Raw genomic sequence first — 23,916 nt, 5'->3', positions numbered from 1 at the left:
CAACCACATCCGGCCGGACGCCCCACGACTCGAGAAGCCGGAACATCGCCACCTCGAACGCGAAAATGCCGCACTGCGCGTAGAAGGTATTCGCCGGGTGGGGGTGCTGGCCGTGCTGCCGGTCGGCCTGTGCTTCCTGCCGGCCTTCGTCCTCACCGGGGTCATCCCGGTGGTCATCGCCGTGGTCCACGACGTGCTCGCGGCGCTGTGAGAGAACCGTTCGAGAAGGAGACAAGTATCAATGCTCAACATCAAGTCCCGCCTCCTGGCCGTGCGTCACGGCGAAGAAGGGTCGATCAGCGTCGAGTACGCCCTGGTGATGGTCGTCTGTGTCATGCTCGCCGGCCTGCTGCTGGCGATCGTCACCTCCGACGACATGCGCGCCCACCTGACCGCCCTCGTGATGCGAAACGTCACATGAGCGCCCGCCACCGTCGCCCGGCGGGGGTGCCGTCCTCGCCGCCTTCCCCGCTGGCGGCCTCGTCGACGGTCGTGCTGCCGCTCTCCGCGCTCCGCCCCGTCGCACCTGCGCCGCCGTTGCCGTTCCCCGTGCGACAACCGGTGCCCGCAGGTGTACCTGTGCCCGGAGGAAGGCCTCTGCCGGCGGGGAGGGCGGCGCGGGCTGGGACGGCCCCGGCCTCGGGCTTGGTCTCGAGCCCGGAGGTGACGTCGCTCGCCGGGCGGCGCCGGCGGCGGGCGTCGCCATCCTCAGGGAGTCCGATGCCAGGGAGGTCGTCCTCGGGAACGGGGAGCGAGGGGCCGACAGAGGTGACGTACCTCGCGAAGGCGGCCGCGAGCAGGGCATCGGCGGGGGGAACGGCCGTCGTGCATCGGCCGGCGTCGGCTGCCCGCACCTCCACGGCGGCAGGGTACGTGGTAGCCGACACCGGCGAGATCGCGACCGAGGCCGAAGCGATGACGTCCACACTCGCGGCCGGGGACGCGCCTTCGGGTGAGGGCGGGGCCGCCGGTGAGGATTTGGGGGGTGAGGTTGTCGCGGTGCCTCGCGCGGACCCGGTGCCCCGGGTGCGGGGGCGGCGGTGGAGTTCGAGGCATCGCCAGGGCCGCGACGGCGGGTCGGCGGCGCTCGAGGTCGCGCTCATGGTGCCGGTCGTGCTGGTGTTCCTGGTGGTGTGCGCGTCGGCGTACACGGCGCTGTTCACGAAGCTGGACTGCGTCGATGCGGCCGGCACCGCGGCCCGGGCGGTGGCCCGCGGCGAGCCGGTGCCCGATCTGGGCAAGGACGCCGAGGTGGCGGTGGTGCGGGACGGGGACCTGGTCCGGGTGACGGTGCGGATGAGGGTGCCCGCGCCGATGCCCTCCGGGTTCACCGTCCAGCAGGAGGCGGTGGCGATGGCCGAGCCGCCGGTCACGGTACTGCCATGAGCCGGGTCAGCGGCGACCGCGGGTCGGCGTCGATCCTGATGCTCGCCGTCGTCCTGGCGATGGTGCTGCTGACGGTGGCGACCTTGGCCGCGGGCGGGGTGATCGTCGCGCGGCACGTGGCCCGGAACGCGGCCGATGCCGGGGCGCTCGCGGGGGCGATGGCCGTGGCCGGGGGCGAGGAGGCGGCGTGCGCGGCCGCCGGGCGGCTGGCGACGGAGAACGGCGGGTCGCTCGCCGCCTGCAGCGTCGCCGGGCCCATCGTCACGGTGACCGTCGAGGTACGGGCCCCCACCGGCCTGGCCGCCCGAGCCAGGGCACGCGCCGGCCCGGCCGCAACCGCATGACGACCGGACCCGCACCGGCCGGGTGACAGGGCAGGTCCCGTGCTGCATGACGGCCGGGCTCGCGCCGACCGGGTGACTAGCCGGGTCGGGTGCTGATCCGGCTGACGAGCCAGGTCCGGCGGCGGCCGAGTGATGGGGGGATCGGCCCGCCGACCGGACGACGCGGCGGTCCGGCCACTCCCGAGCGCAAGGGTGGCCGGACCGAGCCGACGGCAACGAGGGGAAGAAGGAGGTGAAACCCAAGTAGGTGAGGCCGGGCGCCGTGGGGGTCGTCGTTGGGCACACGGATTGCCCCGCGGCGCTCGGCCAAGCCTTGATTCCCCGAGGAACCCAGTGGAGAGGGACAAGAGGGACGCCCAGTGGAGAGGGACGCCTGGGGGAGAAGGGACTCAGGAGAGCCCGGGGAGAGGGAGTGAGGAGGGCCGGGGGAAGGGAGTGAGGAAGGCCGGGGTCGGCAGGTGGGAGAGGACCAGGGAGAGGAGGCGGGCGGCCTCGGGCTTGTTCAAGGGGTTGTTGCCGTTGCCGCACTTCGGGGACTGCACGCACGACGGGCAGCCCGTGTCGCAGCGGCAGGCGGTGATGGCCGAGCGCGTGGCGGTCAGCCAGGTCGCGGCGGTCTCGAAGGCGCGTTCGGCGAAGCCGGCGCCGCCGGGGTGGCCGTCGTACACGAAGATCGTGGGCAGGGCGGTATCGGGGTGGGCCGCGGTCGACAGGCCGCCGATGTCCCAGCGGTCGCAGGTGGCGACGAGGGGGAGGAGGCCGATGGCGGCGTGCTCCGCGGCGTGCAGGGCGCCCGGCCACTCGACGGCCGGGATGCCGGCCTCGTCCAGGGCCGAGGGGTCGATGGTCCACCACACCGCCACGGTGCGCAGGATGCGCTCCGGGAGCTCGAGCGGGCAGGTCTCGATGACCTCGCCCGAGATCAGGCGGCGGCGCTGGTAGCTCACCACCTGGTTGGTCACCTCGACCTCGCCCAGCGACAGCGTCACCGGGCCGGCTTCGTAGGAGGCGCGCACGCCGAGGATGCTCAGCGAGGTCACGTCGCGCGGGTGGGTGCTCCAGTCCGGGTCCTCGGCGTGCACGAGGGCGGTCGAGTCGGCGAGGTCGAGCTTGTCCACCACGTAGGTGCCGCCCTGGTGGAGGTACACGGCGCCGGTGTGCACCTGGTGGTGCGCCGAGCCGGAGTCGACCGTGCCCAGGAGGCGGCCGGTGGAGGACTCGACGACGGCGACGGGGCCGGCGCCGTCGCCGCGGATGTCGACGTCCGGGCGGGTGCGCTCGGTCCAGTACCAACCGGTCGGGCGCCTGCGCAGGAAGCCGGCGGCGACGAGGGACTCCAGCACGGCCTCGGTGCCGGGCGGGAAGATGTCCAGGTCGGAGCGGGTGAGAGGTAGGTCGGCGGCGGCGCAGCACAGCTGCGGGGCGAGGACGTGCGGGTTGGCCGGGTCGAAGACGGTGGCCTCGACCGGGCGGGCGAAGAGGGACTCCGGGTGGTGCACCAGGTAGGTGTCCAGGGGGTCGTCGCGGGCGATGAGGGTGCAGGTGGCGGCGCGGCCGGCCCGGCCCGCGCGGCCGGCCTGCTGCCACAGCGACGCGAGGGTGCCGGGGTAGCCGGCCATGAGCACCGCGTCCAGGCCGGTGAGGTCGACGCCCAGCTCGAGGGCGTTGGTCGAGGCCAGGCCCAGCAGGCGGCCCTCGAGGAGATCCCGCTCCAGGGCCCGGCGGTCCTCGCGCAGGTAGCCCGACCGGTAGGCGGCGACGAGGGAGCCGCTACCGGGGGCGGCCACGTCGAGGTGGTGCCGGGCCATGGTGGCGACCAGTTCGGCGCCCTTGCGCGAGCGGACGAACGCCAGCGTGCGCACGCCCCGGGAAACGGCGTCGGCCAGGAGCGTGGCGGCGTCGCTGAGGGCCGAGCGGCGGGGGCCGTCGGGGGTGATCAGGGGCGGCTCCCAGAGCTTGAACGTCACCTCGCCGCGCGGGGAGGCGTCGTCGGTGAAGGCGACCGCGGGCAGGCCGGTCAGGCGCTGGGCCGACTGCGCCGGGTCGCCCGCGGTGGCCGAGGCCAGCACGAAGCACGGCGTGGCCCGGTAGCGGACGGCCAGGCGGCGCAGCCGGCGCAGGATGTGGGCGACGTGGGAGCCGAAGAGGCCCCGGTAGGCGTGGCACTCGTCGACCACGACGTAGGCCAGCCCGCGCAGGAAGCGGGCCCAGCTCGCGTGGCCGGGCAGGATGCCGTGGTGCAGCATGTCGGGGTTGGTGAGCACCACCCGGGCGTGCTGGCGGACCCAGTCGCGCTCCTCGCGGGAGGTGTCGCCGTCGAAGGTGGCGGGGTACAGGCCGGGCAGGCCCAGCTCGGTGAGCACGCGCAGCTGGTCGGCGGCCAGGGCCTTGGTCGGCGCCACGTACAGCACCGTGGCCCGCGGATCGCTCAGCAGCCGCGACAGGGCGGGCAGCTGGTAGGCCAGCGACTTGCCGGAGCCGGTCCCGGTGGCGACCACGGTGTGGGTGCCCTCCCAGGCGGCCGTTGCGGCCTCGGCCTGGTGCCGCCACGGCTGGAACCCGAAGGCCGCACGGACCGGCTCGGGCACCCACTCCGGCCAGGGGACGACGGCGCCCTCGCGGCGGGGCAGCGTTTCGGTGTGGAGCAGCACGCCCAGAACTCTAAAACACCTGTTCGAACCCGGATACGTGGTACGCGCCAGCGTGATGTGGGAAAGGGGGTGGAGCGTCGCCTGACTCGGGCGTCGATGGTTAGATGCCCGTGGAGGGCATGCACGTTCTGGCCGCCAGAGGAGGAGGTCCGCATGGAGCTGTCGTTGTCGACGTACGACTCCGGCGACCATAAGGTGCTCGAGGTCAGCGGCGAGGTGGACGTCTACACCGCCCCGCGCCTGCGCGAGAAACTTGTCGAGCTGACGGAGCAGGGCGCCCGGCACGTCGTGGTCGACCTCAGCCGGGTCGAGTTCCTCGACTCCACCGGCCTGGGCGTGCTGGTGGGCGCGCTCAAGCGGCTCCGCGCGGTGAACGGCTCGTTCGGGCTGGTGTGCGCGCACGAGCGGCTGCTCAAGATCTTCCGGATCACCGCCCTGGACCGGGTGTTCTCGCTGTACGACACCGTGGCTGCCGCGACCGCCGCGAGCGGCGCGGGCACCGAACCCCCGGCGTAGGGCCATGCCGACGGTACGACTCTCCTTCTCTCCGGCACCGGCCCACGTGCGCACGGCCCGTCTCGTCGGCGTGGCCGTCGCCCGGCGGGCCGGCGTGGCCGAGGAACTGCTCGAGGAGGTCCGGCTGGCGATCGGCGAGGCGTGCTCGCGGGCCGTGGCGCTGCACCGCTCGCACGGCCTCGACGCCCTGGTCGACGTCGCCATGGCCGATGGCGACCGCTTCACCGTCCGGGTGGTCGACCGGGCGGCCAATGGCGCGATGGTGAGCCGCCGGCCGCAGGACGAGGCCGTTGTCCTGCTGTCCGACCCGGCCCTGCCGCTGACCACCCCGCCCGACCTCCTGGCGGAGGAGGCGGTCGCCGCGCGCATGGGGCTGGCCCTGCTGGCGGGCCTCGTCGACGATTTGAATGTGTCCGAATTATCCGAAGGTGTCGGAACCGAGGTCCGTATGTCCTGGCCTCTGGAGCACCCCGGCGACTGACCGGCGCGGGACAATCGACGGGATGCGATTTATGCAATCGCGCAAGTCGGTGTGACCACTGACACGCTTGGCGGCTAGAGTACGGCGATCGTGTATGACGCCCCTGGTCACTGGGTACCTCGGACGTCCAGCACGGGCTCCCCGCGTGGAGAACCGCCGCCGGCCTGACCGCTCGCGGCGCTGTCATGTGTCGGTACAGGAGGACAACGAATGTCCGGATCACTCGTCGCAGGCGGCGAGATTTCCCTTTCCGGGAGCAACCTGACCTACGTCGTCGTCGCGCTCGTCATCGCCTTCGTGGCGTTGGGCTTCGCCGCGGCGCTCGTCAAGGCGGTACTCGCGACCGGTCGGGGAACCCCCAAGATGCAGGAGATCGCCGGGGCGGTGCAGGAGGGTGCGTCCGCGTACCTGGTGCGCCAGTTCAAGACCCTGGGCATCTTCGTCGTCATCGCGGTGGTACTGCTGTTCCTGCTCCCGGTGAACGACGCCGGGAACAATGAAACCATGATCAAGATCGGCCGGTCGGCGTTCTTCGTCGTCGGCGCGGTCTTCTCGGCCTTCATCGGTGGCGCCGGCATGGCGCTGGCCACCCGCGCCAACCTGCGCGTCGCGGCGGCGGCCCGAGAGGACGGCGGCCGGGAGAAGGCGATGCAGATCGCGTTCCGCACCGGTGGTGTGGTCGGCTTCCTCACCGTGGGTCTCGGCCTCTTCGGCGCGGCCCTGGTGGTGCTCATTTTCAAGGACAAGGCGCCGATCGTCCTGGAGGGCTTCGGCTTCGGCGCCGCCCTGCTCGCCATGTTCATGCGGGTCGGCGGCGGCATCTTCACCAAGGCGGCGGACGTCGGCGCCGACCTGGTCGGCAAGGTCGAGCAGGGCATCCCCGAGGACGACCCGCGCAACGCGGCGACCATCGCCGACAACGTGGGTGACAACGTGGGTGACTGCGCCGGCATGGCGGCAGACCTGTTCGAGTCCTACGCGGTCACGCTGGTCGCGGCGCTCATCCTGGGCCGCGCCGCCTTCGGCGAGTCCGGGCTGGTCTTCCCGCTGATCGTGTCGACCATCGGCGTGATCATCGCGATCCTCGGCGTGGCGCTCACCCGCCTGCGCAAGTCCGACCGCAACGGGCTGGTCGCGATCAACCGGGCGTTCTACATCTCCGCCGTCGTCTCGGCGATTCTGGTGGCCGGGGCCGCGCTGTTCTACCTGCCGACCACCTGGACGAAGCTGCTCGGCGACGACTGGCGCACCACGCTCAAGCTCGGTGAGGGCGACAACCCGCCGTTCGGCCCGCACGTCACCGCCATCATCGCGGTGGTCATCGGCATCGCGCTGGCCGCCATCATCCAGGCGCTCACCGGGTACTTCACCGAGACCGAGCGCCGCCCGGTCAAGGACATCGGCAAGAGCGCCCTGACCGGCCCCGCCACGGTCGTCCTCGCCGGCGTCAGCGTCGGCTTCGAGTCGGCCGTCTACTCGGCCATCGTCATCGGTGCGGGCGTCTTCGGCGCCTTCCTGCTCGGCGGCGGCTCGATCACCCTGTCGCTGTTCGCGGTCGCCATGGCCGGCACCGGCCTGCTCACCACGGTGGGCGTCATCGTCGCCATGGACACCTTCGGCCCGATCAGTGACAACGCGCAGGGCATCGCCGAGATGTCCGGCGACATCGACGAGACCGGGGCCCGCACCCTGACCGAGCTCGACGCCGTCGGCAACACCACCAAGGCGATCACCAAGGGCATCGCGATCGCCACCGCCGTGCTCGCCGCGACGGCGCTGTTCGGTTCCTACACCGACACGATGCAGAACGCGCTCAACGAGGCCAAGTCGACGCTGTCGATCGACAACCTGCTCAACGTGGCCAACCCGAGCAACCTCGTTGGCCTGCTCATCGGCGCCGCCGTCGTGTTCCTGTTCTCCGGCCTGGCGATCAACGCCGTGGCCCGCTCGGCGGGCTCGGTGGTGTTCGAGGTCCGGCGGCAGTTCCGCGAGTTCCCGGGCATCATGGACGGGACCCAGCGGCCGGAGTACGGCAAGGTCGTCGACATCTGCACCCGCGACGCCCAGCGCGAGCTGATCACCCCGGGCCTGCTCGCGGTGATGGCGCCCATCGCCGTCGGCTTCGGCCTCGGCGTCGGCCCGCTGGCGGCGTACCTGGCCGGCGCGATCGGCACGGGCACGCTCATGGCGGTCTTCCTGTCCAACTCCGGTGGGGCCTGGGACAACGCCAAGAAGCTGGTCGAGGACGGCGTCCACGGCGGCAAGGGCTCGCCCGCGCACGCCGCGACGGTCATCGGCGACACCGTCGGCGACCCGTTCAAGGACACCGCCGGCCCGGCCATCAACCCGCTGCTCAAGGTGATGAACCTGGTCGCGCTGCTGATCGCCCCCGGCGTGGTCACGCTGACCGTCGGCGACGGCAACCATGCGCTGCGCTACGTCATCGCCATCGCCGCGGTGGCCGTCATCGCGGCCGCGGTGCTGGTCAGCAAGCGCAAGCCGGTCGCCGTCGACGCCGGCGAGGACAACGGCACCGGGGCGAAGGAGAGCACCCCGGAGAAGGTCACCGCCTGACGCATCGAACCACCGCGACGCTCCGGCCGGCTCCGGCCGGAGCGTCGTGTTTTCTCGAACAGACGATCGGATCTACGCTGGTCACCATGCGTGCCGCCCGTCTCCTCGCCGCCGCCCTCCTGCTGTGCGCCGCGGCCGGGTGCGGTGACGGCGGCGTCGAGCCGAAGCGGTGGGCGACGGTGGTGTGCACCGCGCTCGCCCCCTGGCGCAATGACATCGCCGGCCTGACCGCGAAGGCGCAGCAGCAGCTGGGGGCGGCCAAGACCCCCGAGGCGACCAAGGCCAACATCGTGGACCTGCTCTCGGGCGCAGAGACGGCCAGCGAGAAGGCCCGCTCCGGGGTGGAGGCCGCCGGTGTACCGCGAGTGCAGGACGGCAAGAAGGTCGCCGAGCAGTTCACGGCGTCGCTGACGAAGGCTCGCGACGCGTACGGCAACGCCAAGCGCACCGTGTCCGACCTGCCCACGGCCGACGGGAAGACCTTCTACGGCAAGGTCACTGCGGCGTTCACCACGCTCAAGAACGAGTACGAGCGCAGCGCGATCGACCCGGCCCACGTCGGCCCGGCCGAGCTGCAGCAGGCCTTCGACGAGGTGCCCGAGTGCCGCTGACGCCGGCCCGCGGCCGGCAACTGTCGCTCTTCGGGGTCGAGGCCCGCGCGCCGGCGCCGATCGACCTGGAGGGCCTGCTGGCCGCGGCCGGGCAGATCGGCCGGATGGGCGGCACGGGCCGGGTGTCGATCGTGCTCAGCGACGCCTGGCGGTGCGCCGTGCTGCGGACCGAGCTGGAGGTCCGCGGCCTGGTGGTGAGCTGCGAGCCGACCGGCGAGGAGGACCGCTGGCACCTGCGCACCGCCTACTCGGCCGCCCTCGCCCCGCTGGCCGCCCGCTGGCTGGACGACGACGGCGGCAAGGTGGCACCCCGCCGGCTGGTGCTGGACGGCCGGGCGCTGCGGCTGTGGGTGGCCGCGGCCGGCGAGTACGACGGCCAGCGCGCCTACCTGCTGCGCCTCGCCCCGCGGCCGCTGCCCGAGCCGCCGGAGCCCGAGAAGGAGCCCGAGGAGGAGCTCCCGGCGGCGGCGGAGCCCCTGTTCCCGGATGAGGAGCCCGCGCCCCCACCGGCGCCGACGCCGGTGCCAGTGCCCCGGCCCGAGCGGCCGAACGTGCGGAAACGCAAAAGCGAGAGCAAAATCACAGCCTTCGATCCCGGGCCGGACGAGTTCGCCGACGCTGAGGACTTCTACGTGGACGAGTGGGCCGATTCCGCCGACGGCGACCTGCCCACGGTCGAGCTCGAGAAGGCGCCCGAGCAGCGGGACCCGCCCGAAATGCCGCCCGCCGCCCGCGACCCGATCGTGGACCGGCGGGCCGCCGACAACTGGATCGCGGTCGGCGACGCGCTGGAGGCGGTCGGTCTGCCCGCCGTGCTCGTCGGCGCGGAAACGGGCGGTCCCGCGTACCGCATCGTGGGACCGCGGCGCATCACCCGCCTCGCGGAGCTCGTCGGCGAGCCCCCGGCGGCCGCCCCGACCGGCGCCTGGCCGGCCTGAGAACCCGCGGCCGCGCAGGTGGCGGCCGGACTACGGCGAGTAGGCCGGCGACTTCACTCCGGTGACGTGATTTGCCACCGACCGAGGCGCTGGACGGGCGGCAAACCACCACAAAAACGGCAGCTGACGCGACACGTTCGCAAGATCGGGCAGGTCGCGGTTGTGCATGGGTGTACCGTGGCGCCGATCGGCGTGTCGCGAACCGGCCGCCAGGGCGCCCCATTGCGCAACTCGGCGCGTGGGCGCGCGTTACGTTTGACGTCTGTCCGTCCATACCGGGGAGAACAGTGCCGACCTCCGCCAACTCGAAGCGGCTGGTGATCGTGGAGTCGCCGGCGAAGGCCAAGACGATTTCGGGCTATCTGGGCCCGAACTATCTCGTCGAGGCGAGTTTCGGCCACGTCCGCGACCTGCCGGTGGGCAAGAAGGACATGCCCGAGGCGCTGAAGAGCGAGCCTTGGGCGTATCTCGGCGTGAACGTCGACAACAACTTCACCCCGGTCTATATCATCTCGCCCGACCGGCGCCGCCAGATCACGCGCCTCAAGGACCTGCTGAAGCAGGCAAGCGAGGTCTACCTCGCCACAGATGAGGACCGCGAGGGCGAGGCCATCGCCTGGCACCTGCTCGAGACGCTCAAGCCCAAGGTGCCGGTCAAGCGGATGGTCTTCCACGAGATCACCCGGCCGGCGATCCAGGCCGCGGTGGCCAACCCGCGCGAGATCAACCGCTCGCTGGTCGACGCCCAGGAGGCCCGCCGCATCCTGGACCGCCTCTACGGGTACGACGTCTCCACGGTGCTGTGGAAGAAGGTCAACCCGGGTCTGTCGGCCGGCCGGGTGCAGTCCGTGGCCACCCGGATCGTGGTCGAGCGGGAGCGGCAGCGGATGAAGTTCCGCTCGGCCGACTACTGGGACATCCTTGCCCGGCTGCTGGCCGAGAGCGACCCGCGGCCGTTCAACGCGACCCTGATCGCGATCGACGGCGACCGGGTCGCCACCGGGCGCGACTTCGACCCCGAGACCGGCAAGGTCCGCCCCGGCTCCGGGGTCATCCACCTCGACGAGACGGGCGCCCGCGGCCTGGCCGCGCGCCTGGAGGGCCGGCCGTTCACGGTCACCCGGGTCGAGGAGAAGCCCTACCGGCGCAAGCCCTACCCGCCGTTCATCACCTCGACGCTGCAGCAGGAGGCGGCCCGCAAGCTGCGGCTCTCCTCGGCCAACACGATGCGCGTCGCGCAGCGGCTGTACGAGAACGGCTACATCACCTATATGCGTACCGACTCGGTGAACCTCTCCGAGGCGGCCATCGCGGCGGCCCGCCAGCAGATCCACGACCTCTACGGGCCCGGGGCGGTGCCGGCCCAGCCGCGGCGGTACACCGGCAAGGTCAAGAACGCCCAGGAGGCCCACGAGGCGATCCGCCCGGCCGGCGACACCTTCCGCACCCCGGGCGAGGTGGCGAACGAGCTCAACGCCGACGAGCGCCGCCTCTACGAGCTGATCTGGCAGCGGACCGTCGCATCGCAGATGAACGACGCGGTCGGCAACTCGACCTCGGTGCGGATCAACGCGGTCACCGCCCAGCAGGAGTCGGTCGACTTCGCCGCCACCGGCAAGACCATCACCGACCCCGGCTTCCTGCGCGCCTACGTCGAGTCCAGCGACGACGAGTCGGCCGAGGCCGACGACGCCGAGCGCCGGCTGCCGGTGGTGGTCAAGGGCCAGCGGCTGACCGAGCAGGGGCTGACCCCGGCCGGGCACACCACCCAGCCGCCGCCCCGCTACACCGAGGCGTCGCTGGTCAAGGCGATGGAGGAGCTCGGCATCGGGCGCCCGTCGACCTACGCGTCGATCATGGAGACGATCAACAACCGCGGCTACGTCTTCAAGCGCGGCCAGGCGCTGATCCCCTCGTTCCTCGCGTTCGCCGTGGTCGGCCTGCTGGAGCAGCACTTCCCGCGGCTGGTCGACTACGACTTCACCGCCTCGATGGAGAACGTGCTCGACGAGATCGCCAACGGCGACGAGAGCACGGTGGACTTCCTGCGCCCGTTCTACTTCGGCGGCGACACCGGCGACGAGGGCTCGGTGGCCCGGCAGGGCGGCCTCAAGCGGATGGTGACCGAGCGCCTCGGCGAGATCGACGCGCGCGGCGTCAACTCCATCCCGCTGTTCCGCGACGACGCGGGCCGCGACGTCGTGGTGCGGGTCGGCCGCTACGGGCCCTACCTGCAGCGCACCACGCCGGGCGCGGCGGAGGGCGAGGAGGGCGACCGGGCCGCCGTGCCCGACGGCATCGCCCCCGACGAGCTCACCCCGGAGAAGGTCAACGAGCTGTTCGTCGGCGGCTCCGGCGGCGAACGCAAGCTCGGCGAGCACCCGGAGACCGGCGAGCCGATCGTGGTCAAGTCCGGCCGGTTCGGGCCCTACGTCTCCTCCGGCGAGCGCACCTCGTCGCTGCTGATCAGCCAGAAGCCCGAAGAGCTGACCCTGGACCAGGCGCTGCTGCTGCTCACGCTGCCGCGGCTGGTCGGCCAGGACGCCGAGGGGCAGGAGATCCTCGCCTCGCCGGGGCGCTACGGGCCGTACATCAAGCGCGGCTCCGACACCCGCTCCCTCGAGACCGAGGACCAGCTGTTCACGCTGACCCTGGAGCAGGCCCTCGCGCTGCTGGCCGCGCCCAAGGTGCGCAAGACGGCGGCCGCCAAGCCCCCGCTGCGCGAGATGGGCAACGACCCGGCGACCGAGAAGCCGCTGGTCATCAAGGACGGCCGGTTCGGCCCCTACGTGACCGACGGTGAGTTCAACGCCTCGCTGCGGCGCAGCCAGAGCGTGGAGACCCTGACCGTGGAGGAGGCCAGCGAGATGCTGGCCGAGAAGCGGGCGAAGGGCCCGGCGCCGAAGAAGGCCCGCGCGGCGAAGAAGACCGCCGACGCGCCCGCCAAGAAGACGACGGCGGCGGCCAAGAAGACGACGGCGGCGGCTGCCAAGAAGGCGACCCCCGCCAAGAAGGCCGCCCCCAAGAAGGCGACGACCGCCCGCAAGAAAAAGGAAGAGTAAACGTCAGCCGAGGACCCGCTCGGTGTACGCATTCGCGAACAACCGGTGCGGGTCCAGCTTGTCGCGCAGCGCGGTGAAGTCGGCGAAGCGCGGATAGGCCTGGGCCAGCGACTCCGCGGTGCGGAAGTTCATCTTGCCCCAGTGCGGACGCCCGCCCAGCGGCGTGGCGAGCGCCTCGAACCGGCGGAAATACTCCTCGAAGGGGGCGCCGGCGTACTGGTGAACGGCGATGTAGGCGTTGTCGCGCCCGTGCCCGTGGGACAGCCAGATGTCGTCCGCCGCCGTGAAGCGCACCTCGACCGGGAACTGGATTTTGTACGGCAGCGAGTCCACGATCGCCCGCAGCCCGTCGAACGCCTCGCGCAGCGCCTCGCGCGGCAGCCCGTACTCCATCTCCACGAAACGCACCCGCCGGGGCGTGCAGAACACCTCGTGGGAGGCGGCGGTGTAGGTGCGCGCCGAGAGCGCCCGCGCCGAAATGCGGCTGATCGGCCGTACCGTCGCCGGAAATGCCTTCCCGAGACGGCAGGCGGTGCCGAAGACGGAATTGGACAGGAAGTCGTCGTCGAGCCAGCGCCGCCAGCCCGGCAGCGGCGAGTCGGCCGCCGGCACCCGGTTGTTGCGCTTCATCTGGACCCGGTCGGTGTACGGGAACCAGTAGAACTCGAAGTGGTCGTTCTGCCCGACGTGCTCGGCCAGCCCGGACCACACGTCGGCGAGGGCGCCCGGGCGCTCGTCGGCCCGCAGCGTGAACGCCGGCGCGCAGCGCAGCGTCACCGTGCTCAGCACGCCCAGCGCGCCGATGTTGACCCGGGCCGCGTTGAACAGGTCCGGGTTGTCCGTGGCCGAGCAGGACAGCTCCGTGCCGTCGGCGGTGACCAGCGTGAGCCCCGCGATGAAGGTCGACAGGCAGCCGAAGCCGGCGCCGGTGCCGTGGGTGCCGGTGGACAGCGCGCCGGAGATCGTCTGCGCGTCGATGTCGCCCAGGTTGGGCATGGCCAGGCCGTGCGCGGCCAGGGTCGCGTTGAGCACCTTCAGGGGCATGCCGGCCTGCACGGTGACCAGGTCGCCGTTCACCCGCACGAGGGACGCCATCCGGTCGAGCTCGACCCGCACCCCGTCGGTCACGGCGGCCGGGGTGAAGGAGTGGCCGCTGCCGACCGCCTTGACCCGCAGCCCGTCGGCGGCCGCCGCGGCGAGGACTTCGCCCAGCTCAGCCGCGCTGGAAGGGTGCGCGACGCGGGCGGCGTTCGCGCGCTGGTTGCCGGCCCAGTTGGCCCACGGAGATGTCACGAAACCTGAGTACCCTTCACGTATGCCTGTCGTCAATCACAAGGGTGAAATGGGCTATCCGTCGATCGTGCCCGGTCGTTGACGTGAGTAGGTTTCAAAGGCGGGTCAGGATGGGATCTCCCGCCTGATCCGACGAGGTAGAGGGGGGAAGACCGGGTGGCGACGCAGACTGTGGCCCGTGCCGGGACGAAGCCGCTGCGCCGGGTGCCGGTGCAGGGGCGCAGCGTGGCGCGGGTCGGGCGGATGCTCGACGCCTGCGCCGAGCTCGTCGACGAGGTGGGCTACGACGGACTCACCACGACGCTGCTGGCAGAGCGGGCGGGGGTGGCGATCGGCTCGGTCTACCAGTTCTTCCCGGACAAGCGGGCCATCGTGCAGGCGCTCACGCTGCGCAGCCTGGAGGGTTACCTGGAGCGCCTCAGCGCCCGGCTGGCCGACGAGGGCATCGCGAACTGGTGGGACGCCGTCGACGCGGCGATCGACGAGTACATCGACATGCACCGCACCGTGCCGGGGTTCCGCACCCTGCACTTCGGCGACGTGGTCGACATTCACCTGCTCGACGACGAGCGGGACAACAACGACGTCATCGTCTCGCAGCTGTCCGGGCTGCTGACCGAGCGGTTCGGCATCGACGACCCGCAGCGCCTGCAGTTCGTGCTGGCGATCGCGGTCGAGGCGGCCGACGCGCTCATCAAGCTGGCGTTCCGGCGCTCCATCGACGGCGACGCCGTGGTGCTGGGCGAGGCCAAGGCGCTGATCAAGGAGTACCTCCACCACCGCCTGTGACGATTTCGACAGCGGGCGGAGCGGGCGGAACCCTGTCCGCTTTGCCCCCGGTGCCGCATACTTCTGATCGACCGGTACCCCACCACGAGGACTGGATCATCAGATGAGCAGGCGAAACATCGGCATCATCGGCGCCGGCCGGGTCGGCGCGGTCCTGGGCGCCGCCCTCGAGCGGGCCGGGCACACCGTGGTCGCCGCGGTGGCCGTCTCCGCCGCCTCCCGCGCCCGCGCCGAGCAACTCGTTCCCCGCGCGCGCCTCCTGCCCGCCGACGAGGTGGCCGCCGCCGCGGACCTTGTCCTGCTGGCCGTCCCCGACGACGTGCTCGGCGGCCTGGTGACCGGCCTGGCCGAGACCGGCGCCCTGCGCCCCGGCCAGATCGTCGCGCACACCTCCGGCGCTCACGGCCTCGCCGTGCTGGCCCCGGTCGTCGCGGCCGGCGCCGTCCCGCTCGCGCTGCACCCCGCCATGACGTTCACCGGCACCGGGGCCGACCTCGACCGGCTCCCCGGGGTGTCCTTCGGCGTGACCGCCCCCGACGAGCTGCGGCCCGCGGCCGAGGAGCTGGTCGCCGGGCTGGGCGGGGTCGTCGAGTGGATCGACGAGCAGAAGCGGCCGCTGTACCACGCGGCGCTGGCCCACGGCGCGAACCACCTCGCCACGCTGGTGAGCGAGGCGATGGACCGGCTGCGCGACGCCGGCGTCCACGAGCCTGAGCGCATGCTGGCCCCGCTGCTGGGCGCGGCCCTGGACAACACCCTGCGCCTGGGCGACGCGGCCCTCACCGGCCCGGTCTCCCGCGGCGACGCCGGGACCGTGGCCAAGCACCTGCGGGCCCTCGACGCCGTCGCCCCCGGCTCGGTGCCGCCGTATCTGGCGCTGGCCCGCCGCACCGCCGACCGGGTCATCGCGGCCGGCCGGCTGCGCCCGATCGACGCCGAGCCCCTGCTCGACGTGCTGCGCGAGGCTGCGAAGGAGCGAGCCGCATGAAGGTGGCAACCACCCGCGAGGAGCTGGCGGCGGCCCGGGCCGGCCTGGCCGGGCCCGTCGCGGTCGTGATGACCATGGGCGCGCTGCACGCCGGGCACGCGGCCCTGCTGCGCCGGGCCCGCGCCGAAGCCGGGTCGCTCGTGTTGACGATCTTCGTCAACCCGCTGCAGTTCGGGCCGGCCGAGGACTTCGACCGCTACCCGCGCACCCTGGAGACCGACCTCGAGCTGGCCCGCGAGTGCGGCGTCGACCTGGTCTTCGCCCCGGCCCGGGAGGTCGTCTACCCGCACGGCGAGCCCGGCGTCCGGGTCGACCCCGGCCCGTTCGGCGAGCGGCTGGAGGGGGCCAGCCGCCCCGGCTTCTTCCACGGCGTGCTCACCGTGGTCAACAAGCTGTTCCAGCTGACCCGGCCCGACCTGGCGTACTTCGGCGAGAAGGACTTCCAGCAGCTGACCCTGATCCAGGCCATGGTCCGCGACTTCGACCTGCCGATCGACGTGCGCGGGGTGCCGACCGTGCGCGAGCCCGACGGCCTGGCCCTGAGCAGCCGCAACCGCTATCTCTCGCCGGTCGAGCGGGAGCAGGCGCTGGTCCTGTCCCGGGCGCTGGCGGCGGCCGCCGCGGCCGGCGACGTCGAGGCCGGCCTGGCCGAGTACGCCAAGGTGCCCGAGGTGAAGCTGGACTACCTCGTGCACACCCACGACCGTTACCTCACCGCCGCATGGGTCGGCGGCACGCGACTGATCGACAACCTCGGAGTGGACCGACCGTGATCCGTACGATGCTCAAGTCCAAGATCCACCGCGCCACCGTCACCCAGGCCGACCTGCACTACGTCGGATCCGTGACAGTGGACGAGGATCTGATGGAAGCCGCAGACCTCCTCGCCGGCGAGCAGGTCGCGATCGTGGACGTGACCAACGGGGCGCGGCTGGAGACGTACGTGATCGCCGGCCCCCGCGGCTCCGGCGTGATCGGCATCAACGGCGCCGCCGCCCACCTGGTGCACCCGGGCGACCTGGTCATCCTGATCTCGTACGCCCAGCTCGACGACGCCACCGCCCGCACCTACCGGCCGCGGGTCGTGCACGTCGACGCCGGCAACCGGGTGATCGAGCTCGGCGACGACGCGGCGGACGCCGTGCCCGGCATGGTGGGCTCGCCGGTCCGCGGCGACCTCATTCGCGGTTAGTAGGGTTTGCCGGTCCGGTCTAAGGTGTGGGCAGACTGCCCCGGGAGGACGGACGAGGATGGTGCGCAAGCTGACCGCGGCGCTGGTGCCGGTGATGGCCCTGGCCCTCCTGGCGGGCTGCGGCGCGCCCGCCGGCACCGACAAGGACCTCATCGACGACTGGGCGATGCTCGGCACGCCGAAGGTCCCGTCCCCGCCGGTCGGCGCCTGCTACACCACCACGGCCGACACCTTCCAGACCGAGAACATCACGCAGTTCTCGTTCAAGCTGGCCGACTCCTGCACCGCCACCCACGCGTCGGAGACGTTCTACGTCGGCGACCTCACCGGCTCCGCGGCGAGCGGCACCACCCCGCCGAAGGGCGAGGCGCTCAAGGACGGCTGGGCCAAGTGCGGCAGCGAGGCCGAGAAGTTCCTCGGCGGCGACTACCACGACGGCCGCCTGGAGATGCTGGTCCTGGTCCCGTCGGCCACCCAGTGGACGGCCGGCGCCCGTTACCTGCGCTGCGACCTGGCCGAGGTGGTCAGCGACGGCAACAAGCCGGTGAGCCGCACCAGCAGCCTCAAGGGCGGGCTGGGCGGGGACAAGCCGGCCGCGCTGACCTGCGCGACGGAGGTCTACGACACCGACGGCACGTCCTGGCTGGACTACACGCCGACCTCGTGCACCTCGACGCACAACATGGAGTACGTCGGCACCTACATCGCCAACGACCAGGCGTTCCCGGACAGCCAGGACGCGCGCAAGAAGCTGATCCGGCCGGGCTGCGAGGCGATCGGCGCCAAGTACCTCAACCTCACCGCCACCCAGTTGACCAACCACCAGCAGGTCGGCATCGGCTACTGGATGGTCGGCAAGGAGGACTGGGAGCGCGGCAACCGGGCCGCCCGCTGCTACGCGATGCTGTTCGACAAGAAGACGACCAGCAAGTCGATCAAGGGCATCGGCACGGCCCAGATCTAACGACCGCCGCCACTGGACAGTTACCGGCCGGTAACGCAGACTGCTTCCTCATGAAGCGGGTGGCCATCATCGTCGCCGTCCTGGCGCTGCTCGGCGGTGGCGTCTACTGGATGTACGAACGCGGGCAGGGCCGGGACATCCCGAGCGCCCCTCCGGCGTCCGCGCCCAAGGCCGGGACCTGCTACAACGTCGACGCCGGCGGGGCGAAGGCGGCCCTGCCCTGGGCCGGCGACCCCGTCGGCTGCGCCGCCGCGCACACCGTCGAGCTGTTCTACGTCGGCCAGGCGACCAAGGACCAGCTGCACCGGCTCGACGACGCCAGGGGCGACGAGGTGAAGGTCGCCCAGGCGCTGCTCTACGCCCAGGCCCGCCGGGCCTGCCTGGTCCAGGGCCCGCTGTTCCTCGACGGGGCCTGGCACGCGTCGCGGGTGCAGATCCTGGCGGCGTGGATCAAGCCGGCCACCGACGGGTTCTTCGGGTGCGCGGCCGCCGAGGTCACCGGTCCGACCGGCGATCAGTTCGCCCCCCGCACCGGCTCGCTCAAGGGCCTGCTCGGCAGCGATCGATCGCTCGACATCGCCTGTGTCAGGAAGACCGGAGATTCGCTTCGGTACGTCCAGTGCTCCGACCCCCACGACGGTGAGTACACGGGTGTGTACATCATCACTCCGCCCGAGGCGCCCTTCGACCAGGCGGCGGTGGCGTCGGCGACCAACAAGGGGTGCAGCGCGGTCGGGCTGAAGTACCTGGGCCTTCCCGACGACGGCTCCCGCGAGGACCTGACCCCGGGCTCGGTCGGGCCCAGGACGGCGGACGACTGGCTCGGCAGCGATCAGGCCTTCACCTGTTACCTGATGAGCGCGAAGCCGCTGAGGGCCACGGTCAAGGGGCTCGGCAAGGGCCCCCTGCCGCCGGCCTGAGCGCTCGGCGACGCACAGCGACAAGCATCACCACCCGCTGTACGGGTGAGTGATGTTGACTGTAGGGATGACAGTGGGCATGAACGGGCCGATCGTCCCGCGCCGCCTCGACGGGCCACCCCCCGGCTGGGCGGAGCCGACCGACGTGGTCGTCATCGGGTCCGGGGTGGCCGGGCTGACCGCCGCGCTCCACCTCCGCGAGGCTGGGCTGCACGTCACCGTGGTCACCAAGGTCAACATCGACGACGGGTCCACGCGCTGGGCCCAGGGCGGCATCGCCGCGGTGCTCGACCCGCTCGACACCCCCGAGGCGCACGCCCAGGACACGCTGGTGGCCGGCGTCGGGCTCTGCGACCCGGCCGCCGTCGACGTGCTGGTCCGCGAGGGCCCGACCCGGGTGCGCGAGCTCATCCGCTGGGGCGCCGAGTTCGACCGGCACAGCGACGGCTCCCTCATGCTCACCCGCGAGGGTGGCCACCACGCCAACCGGATCATCCACGCCGGCGGCGACGCCACCGGGGCCGAGGTACAGCGGGCCCTGCACGCCGCGGTGCACCGCGACCCCTGGATCCGGCTCATCGAGCACGCGCTGGTGCTCGACCTGCTCACCGACTCCGCCGGCCGGGCCTGCGGGGTCACCCTGCACGTGCTCGGCGAGGGCGCCGAGGACGGCGTCGGCGCGGTCATGGCCCGGGCGGTCGTGCTGGCCACCGGCGGCATGGGCCAGATCTTCGCGGCCACCACCAACCCGATCGTCTCCACCGGCGACGGGGTCGCGCTCGCGCTGCGGGCCGGGGCCCGGGTCACCGACCTCGAGTTCGTCCAGTTCCACCCGACCGCCCTGGCCCTGGGCAACCGCGACTCGCAGCAGCCGCTCGTCAGCGAGGCGCTGCGGGGCGAGGGGGCCTACCTGCGCGACGGCGACGGCAACCGGTTCATGCTCGGCCGCCACGAGCTGGCCGAGCTGGCCCCGCGCGACGTCGTGGCCAAGGGCATCTACCGGGTCATGCGGGCCGAGGGCACGAGCAACGTCTGGCTCGACGCCCGCCACCTGGGCCGGGAGTTCCTGGAGGCCCGGTTCCCGACCATCGTCGCCTCCTGCCGGGCGGCCGGCGTCGACCCGGCCGAGGACCTCGTCCCGGTCTCCCCGGCCGCGCACTACGCCTCCGGGGGCGTGCGCACCGACCTGCGCGGGCGCACCTCCATCGCCGGCCTCTACGCCTGCGGCGAGGTGGCCTGCACCGGCGTGCACGGCGCCAACCGGCTGGCCTCCAACTCGCTGCTTGAGGGGCTGGTCTTCGCCCGCCGCATCGCCGAGGACATCGCGCACGACCTGCCGAGCCAGGGCCGGCCGGCCACGGTCGAGCGGCCCGCCTGGTCGGCCGACCCGGCGATCCGCCCGCACCTGCAGGCCGCCATGTCGGCCCACGCCTCCGTGCTGCGCAGCGCCGAGTCCCTCGACCAGGCCACGCAGGCGCTCGCCAAGCTCTCCCTCGACCGGGCCAGCGCCAACGTGGCCGCCTGGGAGGCCACCAACCTGCTCACCGTCGCCAGTGCCCTGGTCGCCGCCGCAACGCAGCGGCAGGAGACCCGGGGCTGCCACTGGCGCGAGGACTTTCCCGACGCCAGCGACGTCTTCCGGGGGCACTTCCTCGCCGCCCTCGACGACGCCGGCGCGCTCACCGAAACCTGGGAGGACGCGTGAGGAACCAGTGAGGATCCAGACCGAGGCCGAGCTGCGCAAGGTCGGGCTCGACCCGGCGGCCGTGGCCGAGATCGTGCGGCGCACCCTCGCCGAGGATCTCGGCCCCGACGACCTGGACGTCACCAGCGTGGCGACGATCCCGGCCGAGCAGGCCGACGAGGCGGACATCGTGGCCCGGGCCGGCGGCGTGGTGGCGGGCCTGTGGGTGGCGGCCGCGGTGTTCGAGGCCACCTCCGGAAGTACCGTCGCCGAGGTCAGGAAGCGCGACGGAGAGCGCGTGGCCCGCGGCGACGTCCTGGCCACGGTGCACGGGCCCACCCGGGCGCTGCTCACCGCCGAGCGCAGCGCCCTCAACCTGCTCTGCCGCATGTCCGGCGTGGCCACCCACACCCGCCGCTGGGCGGACCTGCTGGAGGGCACCAAGGCGCTGGTCCTGGACACCCGCAAGACCACACCCGGCCTGCGGATCCTCGAGAAGTACGCCGTGCGCGCGGGCGGCGGCACCAACAAGCGCATGGGGCTCTACGACGTCGCCATGATCAAGGACAACCACAAGCTGGCCGCGGGCGGCATCACGGCCGCCTACCAGCGCGTGCGCGAGGCGTTCCCCGAGGTGCCGGTGCAGGTCGAGGTGACCACGGTCGGCGAGGCGGTCGAGGCGGTCACCGCCGGCGCGACGTTCCTGCTGCTGGACAACATGCGCCCGGAGCTGCTGCGCGAGGTCGTCGCCGCGGTCGGCGGGCGGGCCGAGCTGGAGGCGACGGGCAACCTGGCCCTGGACACCGCGGCCGAGTATGCCGCCACCGGGGTCGACTACCTCTCCGTCGGTGGGCTGACGCACTCCTCACCGATCCTCGACATCGCAATGGACCTGCGGTTGCATTGATGCAGTGGCACCCCGGTTAGGCTTCCGGGGTGCTGCTCTGCATCGACATCGGGAACACCAACACGGTGCTCGCCACGTTCGAGGGCGAGAAGATCGTTCACTCCTGGCGGATCAAGACCGACTCCCGCGCCACCGCGGACGAGCTCGGCCTGCTCTACCGGGGTCTGCTGGCCACCGACGCGGTGTCCCTGACCGGCATCGCGGCGTGCTCGACCGTCCCCGCCGCGCTGCGCTCGCTGCGCACGATGCTGCAGCGGTACTACGGGAACGTGCCCACCGTGATCGTGGAGCCCGGCGTGCGGACCGGCGTGCAGCTGGCCATCGACAACCCGAAGGAGGTCGGCACCGACCGGGTGGCCAACACCCTGGCGGCCTACACGCTCTACGGCGGCCCCTCCATCGTGGTGGACTTCGGCACCTCGACCAACTTCGACGTGGTGTCGGCCCGCGGGGAGTTCCTCGGCGGCGTGCTCGCCCCGGGCATCGAGATCTCGGTTGACGCCCTCGCCGGCCGGGCCGCCCAGCTGCGCAAGGTCGAGCTGGTCAAGCCGCCGCGGGTGATCGGCAAGAACACCGTGGAGTGCCTGCAGTCCGGCGTCGTCTACGGCTTCGCCGGGCAGGTCGACGGGGTCGTGCGAGGGGTGACCGCGGAGCTGGGCGGCGGCGTCAAGGCGGTGGTGGCCACCGGCGGGCTGGCCTCGATCGTGATCGGCGAGTGCGAGAGTGTCACCCATCACGAGCCGATGCTCACGCTGATCGGCCTGCGCCTCATCTTCGAGCGCAATACCTAGAGTTTCCGCGCGCGATAGGTATAGGTGATGTAAGGCAATTCGAACGACTCGTGTTCGGCGAACGTGCGGCCGGCCAGTTCGCGGACCCGGCGCTCGAGGCCCGCGCGGGTGGCCGGGTCGGCGACGAGGTAATAGGAGCGGGAGCGGATCAGTTCCACCAGCGAGTCGATGGTGTGCGGCGCGCTCCACCGGAAAAGCCGCAGCTCATGGGGGTCGAATGCCGGTCCGAACTGCTCCTCGGGCAGATGGCGCTCGTCGATGACGTCGCGGCCCCTGCTCCCGTCGAACACCTCGGAAAGGTCGGCCACCCAGGGCACCGACTCGTCGCGGACGTTCCAGAGCGGCACGAAGAAACCGCCCGGCCGCAGCACCCGGGCGATCTCGGTGTGCGCGGGCTCCCCGGCGAACCAGTGATATGCCTGCCCGGCCGTCACCGCGTCCAGGGCGGCGTCTTCCACCGGAATTGACGACGCCGAGCCGGATCGGGCGTCGCCGCCGATCTGCCGGCGCATTTCGTCGTCCGGCTCGACGGCGATGACGCGGTGGCCGAGTTCGGCCAGCAGGCGGGTCAGAATGCCCGTGCCCGCGCCCAGGTCGGCAATCGTGCGCGGCGGCTCGCCCAGGGCCCAGAGCAGGGCCTCGCGGGGATAACGCGGCCGGATTCGGTCGTACAGGGCGGCGGCCGGCCCGAACGAAGTCGCGTGTTTGGTGAAGTCCATGGCCCGACCGTACGCGATCGGCCAATTTCGCGGCATCGGCGGCGGCGCTTGGTCACGGATAGCAAGGCGCTCGACACGGATCTGTACGCGCGCATTGCACGTGAGCTATTCCGCGCAGCCGGACCCGGCCGGTATTTGTGCTGGTGTTCGCGGGGTAGTTTCGGCGGACCGTTGACGAGCCGCGCCCTTACTGCGTTATCTTTGCATTCGCACAACCGGGGCGGGCTTCCTCGAAAGGAATACGACAGTGGCCAAGCGGACCATCCACGTGCTGGTCGACGACCTCGACGGCGGAGAAGCCGACGAGACAGTGAAGTTCTCGCTCGACGGCGTGCAGTACGAGATCGACCTGTCCAAGAAGAACGCAACGAAGCTGCGCGATGCGTTCGGACCCTTCCTCACCGCGGGGACCAAGGTCGGGCGGGGTGGCGTGGTGGTCGGCGGTCGGGCCGCGAGCGCCCGCGGCCGGGGTGGGGCCGCCGCGGATCGCGAGCAGAACAAGGCGATTCGGGAATGGGCCCAGAACAAGGGCATCAAGGTGTCCGACCGGGGCCGGATCAAGCAGGAAATCGTCGACCGCTTTAACGCCGAAGCGGGCCGATAGCGCCGCTTGACCGTTTCGGGCTTAGCGGGCGTTTTGCTCCCTCCATAGCGATTCGAGAGTTTAGACACCCACCGTAGCGGTTCAGTTACGGTGGGTGTTGCGCGTTGGGCGTCCGATTTCGCTCTTGGCGTACGGGTCGGGGTGCTGGAACAGGCCCGCGGGTGCGAACGTTGGGGTCAAGCACCGGGTACACGTGGTCCCCGGGGGGTAGGCAACAACAGACCGTGGGTCTCGGTGCCCGAATGTGGGGTGCGGCAACGCCGCACACCCCGCAAGGTGTCGGCTCGCGGCGATAGAGTGATGGCACGGTCACGTTGGCGTCCGACAGAGCTTAGGCGTGGCGACCTCCTCACAAGGGGGTTCCGCGCACAAGCGGCGGCGACGGACACGGCACGTGAGGAGCAGGGATGTTCGAGCGGTTCACCGACCGAGCACGACGGGTTGTCGTCCTGGCACAGGAAGAAGCCCGGATGCTCAACCACAACTACATCGGCACCGAGCA

Annotated in this window: 21 protein-coding genes and 2 pseudogenes; 20 read left to right on the top strand and 3 right to left on the bottom strand. The window is 71.9% G+C overall.

Features of this window, described 5'->3' with window-relative positions:
- The 4 genes and pseudogenes from AB0M46_RS45255 to AB0M46_RS45240 all read left to right on the top strand — a co-directional run.
- Positions 1-211: pseudogene (locus tag AB0M46_RS45255) on the top strand (hypothetical protein); the annotation flags it as partial.
- A gap of 30 nt (positions 212-241) precedes the next feature.
- Entirely contained in the window at positions 242-421 is a 180-nt protein-coding gene (locus tag AB0M46_RS45250) for a DUF4244 domain-containing protein (protein WP_363346729.1), read from the top strand.
- A gap of 578 nt (positions 422-999) precedes the next feature.
- Positions 1,000-1,386 carry a TadE family type IV pilus minor pilin gene (locus tag AB0M46_RS45245; protein WP_363346727.1) on the top strand — a complete coding sequence of 129 codons (387 nt, stop codon included), beginning with the start codon at positions 1,000-1,002 and terminating at the stop codon, positions 1,384-1,386.
- Entirely contained in the window at positions 1,383-1,730 is a 348-nt protein-coding gene (locus AB0M46_RS45240; protein WP_363346725.1) for an Rv3654c family TadE-like protein, read from the top strand. The genes AB0M46_RS45245 and AB0M46_RS45240 overlap by 4 nt, the downstream gene beginning before the upstream one ends.
- A 389-nt stretch (positions 1,731-2,119) precedes the next feature.
- On the opposite strand, the pseudogene AB0M46_RS45235 reads toward AB0M46_RS45240, so the two are convergent.
- A pseudogene (locus tag AB0M46_RS45235) lies at positions 2,120-4,333 on the bottom strand (DEAD/DEAH box helicase); the annotation flags it as partial.
- A 201-nt stretch (positions 4,334-4,534) separates the two neighbouring features.
- Between AB0M46_RS45235 and AB0M46_RS45230 the strand changes: the two are divergent.
- From AB0M46_RS45230 to topA, 6 genes are all read left to right on the top strand, one after another.
- Entirely contained in the window at positions 4,535-4,897 is a 363-nt protein-coding gene (locus AB0M46_RS45230; protein WP_363346723.1) for an STAS domain-containing protein, read from the top strand.
- A gap of 4 nt (positions 4,898-4,901) precedes the next feature.
- Positions 4,902-5,378, top strand: a complete 477-nt coding sequence (locus tag AB0M46_RS45225; protein WP_363346720.1) for an ATP-binding protein — start codon at positions 4,902-4,904, stop codon at positions 5,376-5,378.
- Positions 5,379-5,588: 210 nt separating this feature from the next.
- A complete protein-coding gene (locus AB0M46_RS45220) occupies positions 5,589-7,952 on the top strand; it encodes a sodium-translocating pyrophosphatase (RefSeq protein ID WP_363346718.1) in 2,364 nt (787 codons plus the stop codon).
- 86 nt (positions 7,953-8,038) lie between these two features.
- Positions 8,039-8,563 (top strand): hypothetical protein, encoded by a 525-nt coding sequence (locus AB0M46_RS45215; protein ID WP_363346716.1) that lies wholly within the window; start codon positions 8,039-8,041, stop codon positions 8,561-8,563.
- A complete protein-coding gene (locus AB0M46_RS45210) occupies positions 8,554-9,501 on the top strand; it encodes a hypothetical protein (RefSeq protein ID WP_363346714.1) in 948 nt (315 codons plus the stop codon). Before AB0M46_RS45215 ends, AB0M46_RS45210 begins: the two co-directional genes overlap by 10 nt.
- Positions 9,502-9,788: 287 nt before the next feature.
- Positions 9,789-12,563 carry a type I DNA topoisomerase gene (gene topA / locus AB0M46_RS45205; RefSeq protein ID WP_363346712.1) on the top strand — a complete coding sequence of 925 codons (2,775 nt, stop codon included), beginning with the start codon at positions 9,789-9,791 and terminating at the stop codon, positions 12,561-12,563.
- 3 nt (positions 12,564-12,566) lie between these two features.
- Here topA and AB0M46_RS45200 read toward each other — a convergent pair whose 3' ends face one another.
- Positions 12,567-13,856 (bottom strand): D-arabinono-1,4-lactone oxidase, encoded by a 1,290-nt coding sequence (locus AB0M46_RS45200; protein ID WP_363346710.1) that lies wholly within the window; start codon positions 13,854-13,856, stop codon positions 12,567-12,569.
- A 243-nt stretch (positions 13,857-14,099) separates the two neighbouring features.
- Here AB0M46_RS45200 and AB0M46_RS45195 point away from each other — a divergent pair, with 243 nt between their 5' ends.
- The 9 genes from AB0M46_RS45195 to AB0M46_RS45155 all read left to right on the top strand — a co-directional run bounded on the left by AB0M46_RS45195 (position 14,100) and on the right by AB0M46_RS45155 (position 22,091).
- On the top strand, positions 14,100-14,645 hold the full coding sequence (locus AB0M46_RS45195; protein ID WP_363346731.1) for a TetR/AcrR family transcriptional regulator: 546 nt from the start codon (positions 14,100-14,102) through the stop codon (positions 14,643-14,645).
- A gap of 103 nt (positions 14,646-14,748) precedes the next feature.
- The gene (locus tag AB0M46_RS45190; protein WP_363346708.1) at positions 14,749-15,633 is read left to right on the top strand and encodes a Rossmann-like and DUF2520 domain-containing protein; all 885 of its coding nucleotides are present in this window, start codon (positions 14,749-14,751) and stop codon (positions 15,631-15,633) included.
- A complete protein-coding gene (gene panC, locus AB0M46_RS45185) occupies positions 15,630-16,406 on the top strand; it encodes a pantoate--beta-alanine ligase (RefSeq protein WP_363346706.1) in 777 nt (258 codons plus the stop codon). Before AB0M46_RS45190 ends, panC begins: the two co-directional genes overlap by 4 nt.
- Positions 16,403-16,825: an aspartate 1-decarboxylase gene (gene panD / locus AB0M46_RS45180; RefSeq protein WP_363346704.1), complete on the top strand. Its 423-nt coding sequence runs from the start codon at positions 16,403-16,405 to the stop codon at positions 16,823-16,825. Before panC ends, panD begins: the two co-directional genes overlap by 4 nt.
- Positions 16,826-16,883: 58 nt before the next feature.
- On the top strand, positions 16,884-17,789 hold the full coding sequence (locus AB0M46_RS45175) for a septum formation family protein (protein WP_363346702.1): 906 nt from the start codon (positions 16,884-16,886) through the stop codon (positions 17,787-17,789).
- A 50-nt stretch (positions 17,790-17,839) separates the two neighbouring features.
- Positions 17,840-18,709, top strand: coding sequence for a septum formation family protein (locus tag AB0M46_RS45170; RefSeq protein ID WP_363346700.1), 870 nt, complete (start codon positions 17,840-17,842; stop codon positions 18,707-18,709).
- 79 nt (positions 18,710-18,788) lie between these two features.
- The gene (locus AB0M46_RS45165; protein WP_363346698.1) at positions 18,789-20,414 is read left to right on the top strand and encodes an L-aspartate oxidase; all 1,626 of its coding nucleotides are present in this window, start codon (positions 18,789-18,791) and stop codon (positions 20,412-20,414) included.
- A gap of 7 nt (positions 20,415-20,421) precedes the next feature.
- Positions 20,422-21,300 (top strand): carboxylating nicotinate-nucleotide diphosphorylase, encoded by an 879-nt coding sequence (nadC, locus tag AB0M46_RS45160; protein ID WP_363346696.1) that lies wholly within the window; start codon positions 20,422-20,424, stop codon positions 21,298-21,300.
- Positions 21,301-21,329: 29 nt separating this feature from the next.
- The gene (locus AB0M46_RS45155; RefSeq protein WP_363346694.1) at positions 21,330-22,091 is read left to right on the top strand and encodes a type III pantothenate kinase; all 762 of its coding nucleotides are present in this window, start codon (positions 21,330-21,332) and stop codon (positions 22,089-22,091) included.
- On the opposite strand, the gene AB0M46_RS45150 is transcribed toward AB0M46_RS45155, so the two are convergent.
- Entirely contained in the window at positions 22,088-22,810 is a 723-nt protein-coding gene (locus tag AB0M46_RS45150; protein WP_363346692.1) for a class I SAM-dependent methyltransferase, read from the bottom strand. The two genes, AB0M46_RS45155 and AB0M46_RS45150, sit on opposite strands and share 4 nt — an antisense overlap.
- Before the next feature lie 247 nt (positions 22,811-23,057).
- Between AB0M46_RS45150 and AB0M46_RS45145 the strand changes: the two genes are divergently transcribed.
- Positions 23,058-23,414, top strand: a complete 357-nt coding sequence (locus AB0M46_RS45145) for an Lsr2 family protein (protein ID WP_363346690.1) — start codon at positions 23,058-23,060, stop codon at positions 23,412-23,414.
- Positions 23,415-23,916: the final 502 nt, after the last annotated feature.

The sequence above is a fragment of the Dactylosporangium sp. NPDC051485 genome, assembly GCF_040682015.1.
In the GTDB taxonomy this organism is placed as follows: Bacteria; Actinomycetota; Actinomycetes; order Mycobacteriales; family Micromonosporaceae; genus Dactylosporangium.
The sequence above is the reverse complement of the archived record's forward strand: the minus strand, read 5'-3'. Positions and strand labels throughout refer to the sequence as shown.

Bases quoted from the DNA above. Each gene is read 5' to 3' on its own strand.
- AB0M46_RS45250 (WP_363346729.1), top strand. From the start codon at position 242: ATGCTCAACATCAAGTCCCGCCTCCTGGCCGTGCGTCACGGCGAAGAA.
- AB0M46_RS45240 (WP_363346725.1), top strand. From the start codon at position 1,383: ATGAGCCGGGTCAGCGGCGACCGCGGGTCGGCGTCGATCCTGATGCTC.
- AB0M46_RS45230 (WP_363346723.1), top strand. From the start codon at position 4,535: ATGGAGCTGTCGTTGTCGACGTACGACTCCGGCGACCATAAGGTGCTC.
- AB0M46_RS45225 (WP_363346720.1), top strand. From the start codon at position 4,902: ATGCCGACGGTACGACTCTCCTTCTCTCCGGCACCGGCCCACGTGCGC.
- AB0M46_RS45220 (WP_363346718.1), top strand. From the start codon at position 5,589: ATGTCCGGATCACTCGTCGCAGGCGGCGAGATTTCCCTTTCCGGGAGC.
- AB0M46_RS45215 (WP_363346716.1), top strand. From the start codon at position 8,039: ATGCGTGCCGCCCGTCTCCTCGCCGCCGCCCTCCTGCTGTGCGCCGCG.
- AB0M46_RS45195 (WP_363346731.1), top strand. From the start codon at position 14,100: ATGCTCGACGCCTGCGCCGAGCTCGTCGACGAGGTGGGCTACGACGGA.
- AB0M46_RS45190 (WP_363346708.1), top strand. From the start codon at position 14,749: ATGAGCAGGCGAAACATCGGCATCATCGGCGCCGGCCGGGTCGGCGCG.
- panC (WP_363346706.1), top strand. From the start codon at position 15,630: ATGAAGGTGGCAACCACCCGCGAGGAGCTGGCGGCGGCCCGGGCCGGC.
- AB0M46_RS45175 (WP_363346702.1), top strand. From the start codon at position 16,884: ATGGTGCGCAAGCTGACCGCGGCGCTGGTGCCGGTGATGGCCCTGGCC.
- AB0M46_RS45170 (WP_363346700.1), top strand. From the start codon at position 17,840: ATGAAGCGGGTGGCCATCATCGTCGCCGTCCTGGCGCTGCTCGGCGGT.
- AB0M46_RS45165 (WP_363346698.1), top strand. From the start codon at position 18,789: ATGAACGGGCCGATCGTCCCGCGCCGCCTCGACGGGCCACCCCCCGGC.
- AB0M46_RS45150 (WP_363346692.1), bottom strand. From the start codon at position 22,810: ATGGACTTCACCAAACACGCGACTTCGTTCGGGCCGGCCGCCGCCCTG.